The 13004-nt window shown below is 62.5% G+C and carries 10 protein-coding genes; 8 read left to right on the forward strand and 2 right to left on the reverse strand.

Going from position 1 to position 13004, the window contains the following annotated elements:
- Positions 1–77 precede the first annotated feature (77 nt).
- Positions 78–6488: an amino acid adenylation domain-containing protein gene (locus AC1RT4_RS18555; RefSeq protein WP_493086879.1), complete on the reverse strand. Its 6411-nt coding sequence runs from the start codon at positions 6486–6488 to the stop codon at positions 78–80.
- 492 nt (positions 6489–6980) lie between these two features.
- Between AC1RT4_RS18555 and AC1RT4_RS18560 the strand changes: the two genes are divergently transcribed.
- The 4 genes from AC1RT4_RS18560 to AC1RT4_RS18575 all read left to right on the forward strand — a co-directional run bounded on the left by AC1RT4_RS18560 (position 6981) and on the right by AC1RT4_RS18575 (position 10489).
- Entirely contained in the window at positions 6981–7775 is a 795-nt protein-coding gene (locus AC1RT4_RS18560) for a helix-turn-helix transcriptional regulator (protein ID WP_179695468.1), read from the forward strand.
- A gap of 62 nt (positions 7776–7837) precedes the next feature.
- Positions 7838–9256 carry an AdeC/AdeK/OprM family multidrug efflux complex outer membrane factor gene (adeC, locus tag AC1RT4_RS18565; protein ID WP_493086881.1) on the forward strand — a complete coding sequence of 473 codons (1419 nt, stop codon included), beginning with the start codon at positions 7838–7840 and terminating at the stop codon, positions 9254–9256.
- A gap of 151 nt (positions 9257–9407) precedes the next feature.
- Positions 9408–10013 carry an SCO family protein gene (locus AC1RT4_RS18570; RefSeq protein WP_179695470.1) on the forward strand — a complete coding sequence of 202 codons (606 nt, stop codon included), beginning with the start codon at positions 9408–9410 and terminating at the stop codon, positions 10011–10013.
- Entirely contained in the window at positions 10013–10489 is a 477-nt protein-coding gene (locus tag AC1RT4_RS18575; protein ID WP_127797715.1) for a copper chaperone PCu(A)C, read from the forward strand. The genes AC1RT4_RS18570 and AC1RT4_RS18575 overlap by 1 nt, the downstream gene beginning before the upstream one ends.
- Positions 10490–10572: 83 nt before the next feature.
- On the opposite strand, the gene AC1RT4_RS18580 is transcribed toward AC1RT4_RS18575, so the two are convergent.
- Positions 10573–10989, reverse strand: coding sequence for an organic hydroperoxide resistance protein (locus AC1RT4_RS18580; RefSeq protein WP_007956881.1), 417 nt, complete (start codon positions 10987–10989; stop codon positions 10573–10575).
- A gap of 266 nt (positions 10990–11255) precedes the next feature.
- Between AC1RT4_RS18580 and AC1RT4_RS18585 the strand changes: the two genes are divergently transcribed.
- The 4 genes from AC1RT4_RS18585 to AC1RT4_RS18600 all read left to right on the forward strand — a co-directional run bounded on the left by AC1RT4_RS18585 (position 11256) and on the right by AC1RT4_RS18600 (position 13000).
- A complete protein-coding gene (locus AC1RT4_RS18585) occupies positions 11256–11708 on the forward strand; it encodes an Ohr family peroxiredoxin (protein ID WP_007956895.1) in 453 nt (150 codons plus the stop codon).
- A gap of 179 nt (positions 11709–11887) precedes the next feature.
- On the forward strand, positions 11888–12349 hold the full coding sequence (locus AC1RT4_RS18590) for a MarR family winged helix-turn-helix transcriptional regulator (protein ID WP_493086885.1): 462 nt from the start codon (positions 11888–11890) through the stop codon (positions 12347–12349).
- 82 nt (positions 12350–12431) lie between these two features.
- Positions 12432–12806, forward strand: coding sequence for a hypothetical protein (locus AC1RT4_RS18595; protein ID WP_493086887.1), 375 nt, complete (start codon positions 12432–12434; stop codon positions 12804–12806).
- Positions 12803–13000 carry a helix-turn-helix transcriptional regulator gene (locus AC1RT4_RS18600; protein ID WP_493086889.1) on the forward strand — a complete coding sequence of 66 codons (198 nt, stop codon included), beginning with the start codon at positions 12803–12805 and terminating at the stop codon, positions 12998–13000. Before AC1RT4_RS18595 ends, AC1RT4_RS18600 begins: the two co-directional genes overlap by 4 nt.
- Positions 13001–13004 lie beyond the last annotated feature (4 nt).

Here is a 13004-nt window from a genome sequence, read left to right on the forward strand (position 1 = left end):
GGAAGCAGGGACAAGCCCCGTGACCGGACAGTCATGGCGTCGATCCGCGGGAACCGCGAATCGACGCCGATGTCGCCTCAGAGCCGCCGTTTGCGGTTGAGCGTCGGTATGGTGGTTTGCGGGACTTCGACCTGTTTGGCCTGGTCCGAAGTCTGCGCCGCCAGCGCGGCCAGGGTCGGCTGGCTGAACAGCGTCCGCGCATCGACGTGCAGCCCGGCCTGACGCATGCGCGCCACCAGACTGACCGCCAGCAACGAATGCCCGCCGAGTTCAAAGAAGTGATCGTTGCGCCCGACCTGCTCCAGTTGCAGCACTTCGGCCCAAATTCGCGCCAGCCGGATTTCGACTTCGCCCTCGGGCGCCTCATAGCGGCGACTGAGCACCGCCTCCGCCCCCGGTACCGGCAAGGCTTTGCGGTCGACCTTGTCGTTGGGGGTCAGGGGCAACGCGTCAAGTTTCATGTAAGCGCCCGGCGCCATGTACTCCGGCAAACGCTCGAGCACATGGGCACGCAAGGTTTCGATGGGAGGCGCGTCGAAGCCTTCGCGCACGGTGAAATACGCCACCAGCCGCTCGTCCCGCACCAGCACCACCGCTTCACGCACCGCCGGGTGCTCGATCAGCCGCGCTTCGATTTCCCCCGGTTCCAGACGCAGGCCGCGCAGCTTGATCTGGAAGTCGTTGCGCCCGAGGAATTCAAGGTTGCCGTCCGCCCGGTAGCGCACCAGATCGCCGGTGCGGTACAGGCGATCACCGGCCACGAACGGGCTGTCGATGAAGCGTTCGGCCTGCATCTCCGGCAACCCCAGATAACCCCGTGCGACCCCGACCCCGCCGATGTGCAGGTGACCGCTGACACCGAACGGCACCGGTTGATCGTGGGCGTCCAGCACATAGAGCCGAGTGTTGCTCAGGGCCTTGCCGATCGGCACCACGGCCTCCGGCACCGGTTGATCCGGTTCCAGCGTCCAACCGGTGCTGTCGACCGTGGTTTCGGTCGGGCCGTAAACGTTGTGCAGACGCACCCACGGCAGGCGCTCGCGGACGCGACGGGCCAGTGCGGCAGTCAGTTCACCGCCACCGTTGAGCACGTCGGTCAGGCTGGTGCACTGGCTGACATCGTCCTGCTCGATGAACTGTTGCAGCAGCGCCGGCACGAACTTGACCACGGTGATCTGCCGTTCGCGAATCACCTGGGTCACATAGGCCGAATCCCGGTTGCCGTCGGGACGCGCCAGCACCAGCCGCAGGCCGGAACACAGCGGCCAGAAAATCTCCCACACCGAACTGTCGAAGCTGAACGGCGCCTTCTGCAACAGCGCGCCATGTTCGGTCGGCGGGCTGATCTGCGAGCCCCAGTGCACCATGTTGCAGGCGCTTCGATGTTCGATCATCACGCCCTTCGGCGTGCCGGTGGAGCCCGAGGTGTAGATCATGTAGGCCAGGTTTGATGCGCTCAAACCCGGTATTTGCAGATTGTCCGCGGACGCGTGCTGCCAGGTGCAACGGTCGAAATCGATGACCGGCACACCCGGCTCGCCTAACAGATTGCGGGTGGCCTCGTGTACCAGCACCGCAACCGGCGCGCTGTCCTGCAGCATGTAATGCAGGCGTTCCAGCGGATAGTCCGGATCCAGCGGCACGTAAGCGCCGCCGGCCTTGAGAATGCCGAGCAGGCCGACCACCAGGTCCAGGCTGCGTTCGACGCAGATCGCCACCCGCGAATCGGGCTGCACACCGTGCTCGCGTAGATGATGCGCCAGACGGTTGGCCTGTTCGTTCAGCTGGCGATAGGTCAGTTGTTGCTCGCCAGCCTGCAACGCGATGGCGTCGGGTCTGCGTTGCGCTTGCTGTTCGAACAGCACCTGAAGCGGCTGATCGAGCGGGCAATCGACTTCGCTGGCATTGAACTCGACCAGCAATTGCTCAAGCTCCGTCGCCGGCAGGATCGGCAAGCGATTCAACGGCTGTTGCGGGGTTTGCTCCAACGCATCCACCAGCGTCTGCAACGCGGTTTTCACGTAGTCGCCGATGCGCTGCGCACCGATGCTCATCAGGGTCCGCGTGGTGATCTGCAAGGCGCTGCCCAGATCATCGACGCTCAGGGTCAGCGGGTAGTTGGTGCGTTCTTCATTTTCCAGGGTCTGGATGCCTTGCCAGGCTTCATCTGACGCCGACTCCTGCGCCTCAAGGTCGGTGTGCCGATAGTTGAGCAACGCACTGAACAGCGGAGCCGGTGACGCGACCCCGCTGCAACGCTGGGCCAGCGCCAGTGACGCATGTTCGTGCCCGAGCAGATCGGTCAGTCGGGCGTGGGTCAGCAGCACCGCATCGCGCGCGCCACGGTCCATGTCCACCCGCAATGGCAAGGTGTTGATGAACACCCCCAGCGCCCGGTCCGCGCCCTCGCCGCCTTGCATTCGGCCCATAAAAACGCTGCCGAACACCACGCGATCCTGCCCCGAGGTCGCCGCCAGTACCTGCGCCCAGGCCAGGTGAATCAGACTGGCCACGCTGACGCCTGCCTGCCGTGCCTGAAGACGCAAACGCCGGTCCAGTTCAGGCGCAAGCGTACGCACGGCTTCGTCGATGCCGCGACCGTCTCCCTGCACGTCCTGCAAACCGAACGGCAAGGTCGGCTCGTCGATGTCGGCGAGCATTTCGCGGAAGAACGCTTCATGTTCCTGTTCGCTGACACCGAGTCGGGTCTGGGCCACGTAATTGCGATAGGGCACCGCTGGCGGCAGCGGCTCACTCTGGCCCAGCAGATTGGCACGCATTTCATGGCGCAGGACTTCCAGCGCGATGTGATCCAGCGCCAGGTGATGGAACAACAGAATCGCCACGATCCGCCCATGAGCCGGGTCGCGGGCATACATCAGCCGGATCAGCGGCGCCTGACTGACGTCGATGCGATAGCGACGAGCATCGAAGCGCGCGTGCAGTTGCGCAAGGACATCGCCCTCGGCCGGATCGAGGGTGATTTCCTGCACCGGCAGTTCGGCTTCGCGCCAGACGACCTGCACCGGGGTGGTCAAGCCTTCCCAGACCACCGCAGTGCGCAGGATGTCGTGGCGCGCCATGACCTGACGCAACGCCGCCGCATAGGCCTCGACCCGCTCGACGCTGTCGAACGCCAGCTGCGATTGCAGCAGGTACGGATCGCCCTGCGCGGCGGTGATGTGGTGATAAAGGATGCCTTCCTGCAACGGCGCGAGAGGATAAATGTCCTGCACGTTGGCCGCCCCGCCCGGCACCGTGGCGATGATCCGGTCGAGGGTGGCCTGATCCAGTTCTACCAACGGCAACAGGTCCGGCGTGATCTGCGTGCAACCTGGCGGAATGCGGTTGGCCGGCACTTCGACCTCGCGGCCACTGCCCACCGACGCGGCCAGCGCCGCCAATGTCGGCTGGCCGAACAGCACGCGCACATCGCTGCTCATGCCGAGCTGACGCATACGCTCGATCAGGTTGACCGCCAGCAACGAATGCCCGCCCAGCTCGAAGAAGTGATCGTGACGCCCGACCTTTTCGACTTGCAGCACCTCGGCCCAGATCTGCGCCAGCAGGATTTCGACGTCGCCTTGCGGCGCTTCATACTCGCGGCGGATCAACGCTTCCGGCCCCGGCGCCGGCAACGCCTGGCGATCCAGTTTGCCGTTGGCTGTCAGCGGTAGCGCCGTCAGGCGCACGTAGGCCGATGGCAGCATCGCGCTGGGCAGACGGGTCTTGAGGTGAGCATGCAGCTGAGTGATCTCCAGCGGCTGGCGTTCGGTGAACCAGGCCAGCAACTGCCCGTCGCGCACCTGCACCACCGCATCGCGCACCGATTCGTGGCTGCTCAACGCGGCTTCGATTTCGCCGGGCTCGATGCGCACGCCACGGATCTTCACCTGATCGTCGTTGCGGCCCAGGTATTCGATAGTACCGTCCGGACGCCAGCGCGCGAGGTCGCCAGTGCGGTACATCCGCGCGTTGGGCTGGCGGCTGAATGGATCGTCGAGAAAGCGTTCCGCAGTCAGCTCAGGGCGATTGAAGTAACCCCGCGCCACACCGGCGCCACCGACGTACAGCTCGCCGGCCACGCCAATCGGCACCGGACGCTGTCGGTCATCCAGCAGATAGGCCGTGGCATTGCTCACGGGTTTGCCGATGTGCAGCGTCCGGCCCGGCTCGATTCGGCCCGAGGTGGCGACGACTGTGGCTTCGGTCGGGCCGTAGTTGTTGATCACCGCGAACGTCTGCTCGCGATTGAACTGACGCAGGCGATCACCGCCGATCAGCAGTGTGCGCAGGGTCGGGTGTTCGAGGTGACGGCTGAAGGCGTACTCGGCAATCGGGGTCGGCAGGAAACTCACGTCCAGCGGTTGCGCACGCCACCAGTCGAGCAGCGCGTCGATGTCTTCGCCGCCGTCACGAGACGGCGCCAGGTGCAGGGTCGCGCCGGAACACAGCGCGGGCCAGACTTCCCAGGCCATGGCGTCGAAACCGAAGCCGGCGAGGCTTGAGGTGTGACGACCGGCACACAGATCGAAGGCCGTGCAATGCCAGTCAACCAGGTTCGATAACGTGTGATGTTCGACCATCACGCCTTTGGGCTGGCCGGTGGAGCCGGAGGTGTAGATCACGTAGGCCAGATGCGCGGTGGTCAGGCCCGAGACTTCGGGGTTGAGATCATTGACCGGCCAGGTGCGCGGGTCGATGTCGATCATCGGCACGTCCAGCACCGGCAAGCGTTCGCGTAGATCGCGCTGGGTCAGGACCACGACCGGAGCGCTGTCGCTCAATAAATAGCTCAACCGTTCCGCAGGATGGGCCGGATCGACCGGCACGTAACCGGCGCCGGACTTGAGGATCGCCAGCAGCGCGACCAGTGTGTCCAGCCCTCGGCGAGCGACGAGCGCCACGCGGTCATCGGGTCGCACGCCGAGCCCGATCAAATGATGGGCCAGGGCGTTGGCCTGTCGGTTCAGCTCGGCATAGGTCAGCCGCAAGCCCTGGAACTCTGCCGCCAGCGCATCCGGTCGCGTCGCTGCTTGCGCTTCGATGCGCTGGTGGATGGTCAGGTCTTTGGGGAATTCAACGCGCGTGTCATTCCACTGCTGCAGCAACGCCGTTTCGGCCGGCAGGCTCAGGCTGAAATCGCCCACCGCCAGCGCGGGTTCTTCAAGCCCCTGTTCCAGCACCCACAGCAAGCGCCCGCTCAGCGCCGCGATTTCATCGGCGTCGAAGTAGGCCTCGTTGTACACCATGTACAGACTGTCCTCGTCGTCGCCCCGGCTGCTCAGCAGGTGCACGGACAGCGGCGTGCCCTCTTCGTGGTTCGACACTTTGACCACCCGCCCCTGCGCATCGCCGTAGCGGTACTCATGCGCGTCGCGCTCATAGGACACGGTTACCTCGAACAGCTGCGAACGATCCTCGCGCAGCAGACCGAGTGCGCGGTTCATCTCGCTGAGGGGGAAACGCTGATGGCGGAAATCCTGTTTCAGCTCATCGCCAATCGCCTTGATCAGCGCCTGGAACGACAACCCGCGGCCGAACCCCATGCGCACCGCACTGACCTGGGTGAACAGCCCCAGGGTCGATTTGAACCGGGCGCCGGAACGGTTGAGCAGCGGCACGCCCACCACCCATTCGTCACGCTGGGCGCTGCGGCTGAAGTACACATGGATCGCTGCCAGCAACACGTGAAACGCCGACGCGCCGTACTCCCGGGCCACCTGCTTCATGCGCTCATGCAGGCGTGCCGGAAACATCTGCGAGAAAATCCGCGTCGGTGCCGCCGAGCCGGCAAAGCGCTCCTGATAACGCGGCAACAACAGCGGTTCGGGTCGGTGCTGGTATTTGTCCAGCCAGTACGCACGGTCACGGGCATAACGGGCGGACTGAAAATACCGCGCATCGTCACGGATGAAATCGACATAGGACGGCGCCGAATCGGGTGGCTGCTGCCCCAGCGCCAGCGCGTTGTAGATCTCGTCGAGGGATTTGAGCATCTCGCCGAAACCCCAGCCATCGACGATCAGGTGATGAGCCTGGAGTGACAGCCAATGGCAGTCGTCATCGAGCCAGATCAGGCGAAACCGGAACAACGGCCCGCCGTCCAGTGTGAACCGCTGCTCGATGCATTCCTGAGTCAGTTGCCGCGCGGCGGAATAAGGGTCGGGATGGCTGCGAAAGTCGTGTACCGGCATCGGCACCGGCATGGATTGCGCGAAACGCTGCAACGGCAGCCCATGCTCGCCGGCCCCCGGCAGCAGGCTGGTGCGCATGGCGTCATGCCGGGCCACGAGCCCTTCAAGAGCTGCCTGCATCAGCGCCGGATCCAGCGGCCCGGTCAGTTCGACATAGCCACCGATGTTGTACATCGGCGAATTTCCCTGACGCAGTTGATCGAGCCAGATGTCGCGCTGGGCGGCAGTCAGCGGGAAGGCCTCGGAAATCGCGGACAGACCGTCCGCCGCGTCGGCAGCAAATTGGTTCATAAGATCCATCTCACGTGATTTGGCGCGTATTCAAGCATCGGCCCCGAAACCCGCGTGACACGTGAAACCCGGACAACCCTGCCCACTTCGCACCGTCCTGCGACCCAACAGGGCCGGACAGGTCAGCGATCCCCCTAAAAGTTCGGAAAGAAATTGCTGAAAATCCTGTAGGACAATCGCCACTCGCTGCTACCGACTAGCGCCTCGCAATTGTGGGACATGGCGGCTCAAGCCCCGGATTCCGGGGTTCGCACTAGACCGTACAGTCACGGACTACACGACCTTACACATTGATCTGACAGAAACGTGACGCCATTTTTTCGGAAATGGTGGCACTTTGTGTCCCTGTTTTCCCCTACAGACGTAGGACAAATGCATAGGCTTAAATCCCGCTCCAGATCGATTTCAAGGAGAAAAGACTGGGTGGGCGTTTCACGGGTGCATGCACGGCAGACGATTCGGCAATGGCTCTAAATCAAGGATGACAAGGATATGAATCTGACCGGCAGTCTTCGCAACATGGAAAATCCGCACTTTTATTGGCAGCTGGGGGAGTTGATCGCCAGCACGGGCAACGAGCGTTTTGCCACGAACATGTTCCAACTGGTGGACAACCTCGTGCCGGTCAATCGCGTCCATCTCAGTGAGTGGACCCTGGATGAACGCGAATCCAGCGTGGTCGAGATCAAGGCGTTGGGCAGTGCCGGTTTGCCGGACACCTTCCCGCCCCCGGATCCGCTGCAGCACCCGGACGACCATCCGCTGCTGCAACAGATGATCGAGATGAACGACTCGTTACTGATTCAATTGAAAGCCTCGCTCCAGCATCGACACCCGCACCACAGCGTCCACCAATGCAATCTGGTGTCTCGCACGTCCAACCGCCGTTGCGTCATCTCGTTCTACCGTCCCCACACGCATCGGGTGTTTTCCCTGCCGGAGCTGTCGTTCCTCAAGCGCCTGTCCGACACCCTGTTGCCCTTGATCGAGCGCCACGCGCACATCAGTCGACAAGCCATCGCCCGCCAACCTCGCGCGCCACAAGCCGATCAACCCCAGACGCCGTTGCAACAAGTGTTCGACGAACGCCTGGCGTTGGGCGACATCACCCTGTCGGTGCGCGAAAAAGAGGTCTGCCTGGGTCTGCTGACCGGCGGCACCGTGCCGCAAATGGCAGAAAAGCTGCGGGTCAAGAACAGCTCGATCGAGACCTACCTCAAGCGCGCGGCCGCCAAGCTTGGGGTCAGCGGCCGTCACGGTCTGGCGAAATGGATGGCCGGGGCCTGATCCGGCGTTTTTCTCATCTCGGGCGCCCGGCGTCCGCTCTCATTCGTGAACGAGGCTGTTTGATGTCCAGGTTGCCGATTTCCCTGCTGTCCGCCGCGCTGCTGCTGGGCGGTTGCTCGTTGATTCCCGATTACCAGCGACCGGCATCGCCGAGCGCGGCGCAGTATCCGCAAGGTCCGGCGTATGCCGCACAATCACCGGCCACACCCAGCGTTGAAGATTGGCGCGCGCTGTTCAATGACCCGGCGTTGCAGCAATTGATCGAAAGCGCGCTGGTCAACAACCGTGATCTGCGGGTGGCGGCGCTGAACGTCGAGGCGTTTCAGGCGCAATACCGCATTCAGCGCGCCGATCTGCTGCCGGCGGTGTCGGCCAACGCCAACGAACTGCGTCAGCGGGTGCCGTCCAGCGTGACCCGCACCAAGGCGGCGATCACCTCGACCTATTCGGTGAACCTGGGCATCAGCGCCTATGAACTGGACTTTTTTGGCCGGGTGCGCAGCCTCAGCGAGCAGGCGTTGTTGACCTGGTTGTCCACCGAAGAGGCCCGGCGCAGTGCGCAATTGAGTCTGGTGGCAAATGTCGCCAATGCCTACCTGACCTGGCGCGCCGATCAGGAGTTGCTGGCGCTGGCCCGGGAGACGCTGGCCGCCGACGAGCGAAGCCTGCACCTGACCACCCGCAACCGCGAGGCCGGCAAGTCTTCGGCGCTGGATCAGATTCAGGCGCAGACCAGTGTCGACAGCACCCGCGCGAGCCTGGCCCGTTATCAGCGTCAGGTCGCCCAGGACTTGAACAGCCTGACGCTGCTGGTGGGCGCGCCAGTGTCGGAAAACCTGCCGGCGCGTCCGCTGGACAGTGATCTGGTGGCCACCGTGCCGGCCGGGTTGCCGTCGGATCTGCTGCAACGTCGGCCGGACATTCTCCAGGCCGAGTACAAACTGCGCGCCGCCAATGCCAACATCGGCGCGGCGCGGGCGGCGTTTTTTCCGAGTGTCAGCCTGACGGCCAATGCCGGGACGTCCAGCCGCGATCTGTCCGGGCTGTTCAAGGGCGGCTCCGGGGCCTGGACGTTCCAGCCGCAGATCAACCTGCCTATCTTCAATGCCGGCAGTCTGCGCGCCAGCCTGGATTACGCGAAGCTGCAAAAAGACATCACCGTCGCCGAGTACGAAAAGACCATTCAGACGGCATTCCAGGAAGTGTCCGACGGCCTCGCGGCGCGCCAGACTTACGAACAGCAACTCCAGGCCCAACGCGATCTGGTGCAGGCGACCCAGGATTATTACGACATGGCGCAGCACCGCTATCGGAGCGGCGTCGACAGCAGCCTGACGTTCCTCGATGCCCAGCGTTCGCTGTTCAGTTCCCAACAAGGACTGATTACCGACCGGTTGGCGCAACTGGTGGCGCAAGTGAACCTGTACACCGCGCTGGGCGGTGGCTGGAGCCCGGTGGAGCCGCTTCCGCCATCACCCTGAGTCATTTTTTCTTACACCTTTTGTCGCCAGATCCCACATTGCCCGGCGATCCAAAACCGGCGCAGCGGATCATTTTGGTATCATGCGCCGCTTTTACGGTTAACCCGCCCGCCTGTCCTGCCGACTGGCGGGCTCCAAAGGGCGGTATGAAATGACGGCTTTGTTGACTCGCCGCAAGGTGCTTGCGGGAATGGGCGTACTCGGTCTCGGCCTGCTCGCCGGCTGCGACACCCGCGGCGAACTGTCGTACAAGTACGGCAAGGATCTGAGCGACAAGATCCTCGGACGCACCTTCAAGCTCAAGGACACCGAAGGCAACACCGTGTCGCTGTCGAGCTTTCGCGGCCTGATGCCGATGATCTTCTTCGGCTTCACCCAGTGCCCGGCGATCTGCCCGACGACGCTGGCCCGCGCCGCGAAAATCAAGAAGCTGATGGGCAAGGACGGCGACATTCTGCAAGTGGTGTTCATCACCCTCGACCCGGAACGCGACACCCCGGAAATCCTCGACGCCTACGTCAAGACCTTCGATCCAAGCTTCGTCGCGCTGTACGGCACCCTCGAAGAAACCAAGGCCACCGCCAAGGAATTCGACGTGTTCTACGAAAAAGTCCCGGCCGGCGACACCTATACCCTTTCCCACACCGCCACCAGCTATGTCTACGACACCCGGGGCACGCTGCGTGTGGGCCTGTCTCAATCGCTTTCTGCACAAGAGTGCACGGAAGATCTGCTTACCGTCATGGAGGTCTGCTGATGAACCCTTTTCTGAACAACATCAAACGTGCCGCACTGGGCCTGTCCCTGCTGGGCCTGGCTTTCCAGGTATCGGCGCAGACCAGGGTCGATGACGCCTGGGTGCGTGCGACCGTGCCGAACCAGTCGGCCAGCGGCGCGTTCATGACCGTCACCGCCGACAGCGACAGCAAGCTGCTCAGCGTTGCCTCGCCAGCCGCCAAGGACGTGCAGATTCATGAGATGACCATGAAGAACGACGTGATGAGCATGGGCCCGGTGAAGTCGGTCGACCTGCCCGCCGGCAAAGCCGTCAACTTCGACCCGAATGGCTACCACGTGATGCTGATGGGCCTGACCGCTCAGTTGAAGGAAGGCGACAGCGTGCCGCTGACCCTGACCGTGGAAAACGCCAAGGGCGAAAAGGAAACCGTTGAAGTCAAAGCACCGGTCAAGGCGCTGACCATGGAAGGCCACGATCACAGCAAGATGCATTGATCGCTGACTGACAGATTTACGGCTTCAAAAAACAACAGGGGCGGCATGATCGATGATCATGCCGCCCCTTTTGCATCTGGATATCAGACCAGTTTCAATTCGACCTCGATATTGTTGCGCGTGGCCTTGGAGTACGGGCACACCTGATGCGCCGCATCCACCAGCTGCTGCGCCGCGCCACGCTCCATGCCCGGCAGGCTTACATTCAGTCGCGCCTGCAACAGATACCCTCCCGAATTAGTACCCAGGTCCACTTCGGCATCCACCGCCAGGTCTGCCGGCAGGCTGATTTTCTGCTGCCCCGCCACCGCTTTCATCGCGCCGATGAAACACGCCGACCAGCCTGCGGCGAACAGTTGCTCCGGATTGGTCCCGCCGCCACTGGAACCGGGCGACGACAGTTTTACATCGAGGATCCCGTCGGAACTGCGCGATGCGCCGTCACGTCCGCCGGTGGTGTGGGTTTTCGCGGTGTAGAGGACTTTTTCGATCTGACTCATGGCGATCTCCTGAATGAAAAACAGCAGATTGTTCACTCGGCGCCTCCCGTCTCAGCCTTGAGGTGCGCCACCCGTTTCACACAGCTTTCTCACTATAGACGCGGGTTTGTCGCTCACCCGGCGGGCGGACGTGCGGGCAACCGCCCGTCGTATGAGCAACACCGAGCGGGTTGACAGAACCAGAGTGCGAGAGGATTATTATTACATCGCATACGATCTAACCGTATACGACAACAAGCCATTACAACACCTTGAGGATTTCCCCCATGAGCAAAATCGAAAAAGTCCTGGCCACCGGCAAGACCCACACCACCGCCAGCAGCGCCGGCCTCACCTCCCGTGGTCACAATGGCAATCTCGACATTCAGCTCTCGACGCCCGGCAGTGCCAAACCGGCGCACGTGTTTGCCAACGTCTTGCCCCACCCGACCGCCGAGCAACTGTTCGCCGGTGCCTGGTCGTCCTGCTACACCGCCGCCGTCGGCCTGGTGGCCAATGACCTGGGCGTGGTGCTGCCGGCCGACATGTCGGTGGACATCGAAGTGGACCTGGGCCAGACCGGTCCTGCCTACTTCCTGCAAGCCCGCCTGACCCTGCGCGTCCCGGGTATCGCCGAGGACATCGCGAAAAACCTGGCTCACACCGCTGACCAGATCTGCCCGTACTCCAAGGCGACTCGCGGCAACATCGAGGTGGCACTGAACGTCATCACTGAGTAATTTTTCCGTACCAAATACATCGCATACGATGTAGGCGCATAAGAAACAAGTGACCGGTTCGCGCTTGCGAATGGCGAATCGGTTACCTCAGGCAACATGATCAACCCTCCCGATAGAATCGCATCCGACGTATAGTTCGCCCCATACGTTTCACCGGTCACTGACCCACGAGGATGAACATGAATTCGACCGCGAACACCGCACCAACGGATCTGAAACTCAGCGATTTCCTGTGCTTTGCCGTCTACTCCACCAACCTGGCATTCGGCAAGGCCTACAAACCGATCCTCGAACGGCTCGGCCTCACGTACACCCAATACATCACCATCGTTTCCCTCTGGGAGCAGGACAACCAGACCGTCGGCGGCCTCGGCGAGAAACTGTTCCTGGAGTCCAACACCCTCACCCCGATCCTGAAAAAACTTCAGGCCATGGGCTACGTGCAGCGCCAGCGTGACCCGGCCGACGAACGTCAGGTGCGCATCAGCCTGACCCAGAGCGGCCGAGACCTGCGCAACGTGTCCTCGGGCACGAGCCTGTTCGAGGCGACGGGGCTGACAACGGAGGAATTCACCCAGATGCAGAAATCGATCGTCACGTTGCGCAACAACCTGATCCGGTCGATGAATGGCGAGGGGTAATCGAGTCCTGATGGAAAGTGTGCTTTACATTAGTAGTGGCTTCAGTGACTATGTAAAGGGTCTTTTACACAGGAAGTGAAGCATGAATCGATTCCATCTCGAAATGGGCGGCGCGCTGGTGCTGTATGCCGTCGTGCTGATTGCCTCGACGGTTGCGCTGCAGTCGTTGGGGGACACCAACATTTACCTGCGCACGCTCATTGTTCTGACGCCGATGATTCCGGCCGCACTGGTGTGCTGGAGCGTGGTACGCGACATGAGGCGTCTGGACGAAATGTATCTGCGTATCCAGTTCGAAGCCCTCGGCTTCGCCTTCGCTGCCTCGGCCTTGCTGACCTTCAGCTACGGTTTTCTGGAGAACGTCGGCGCCCCCCATATCCCGTGGTTCTGGGTCTGGCCGGTGATGGGCGCGATGTGGATGATCGGCCTGCGCATCGCGCGGCGCCGCTACCAATGAAGAACCGCCTCAAGGAACTGCGCGCCGAACGCCAATGGTCGCAAGTGGATCTGGCCGAACGCCTGAACGTTTCGCGCCAGACCATCAATGCGATTGAAAACGAACGCTACGACCCGAGCCTGCCTCTGGCGTTCCAGATTGCCCGGGCGTTCGAGATGCCGATTGAGAGCATCTTTGATGACTCGGTGAGTTGATACG

This window comes from Pseudomonas sp. GW821-FHT11D10, assembly GCF_058808435.1.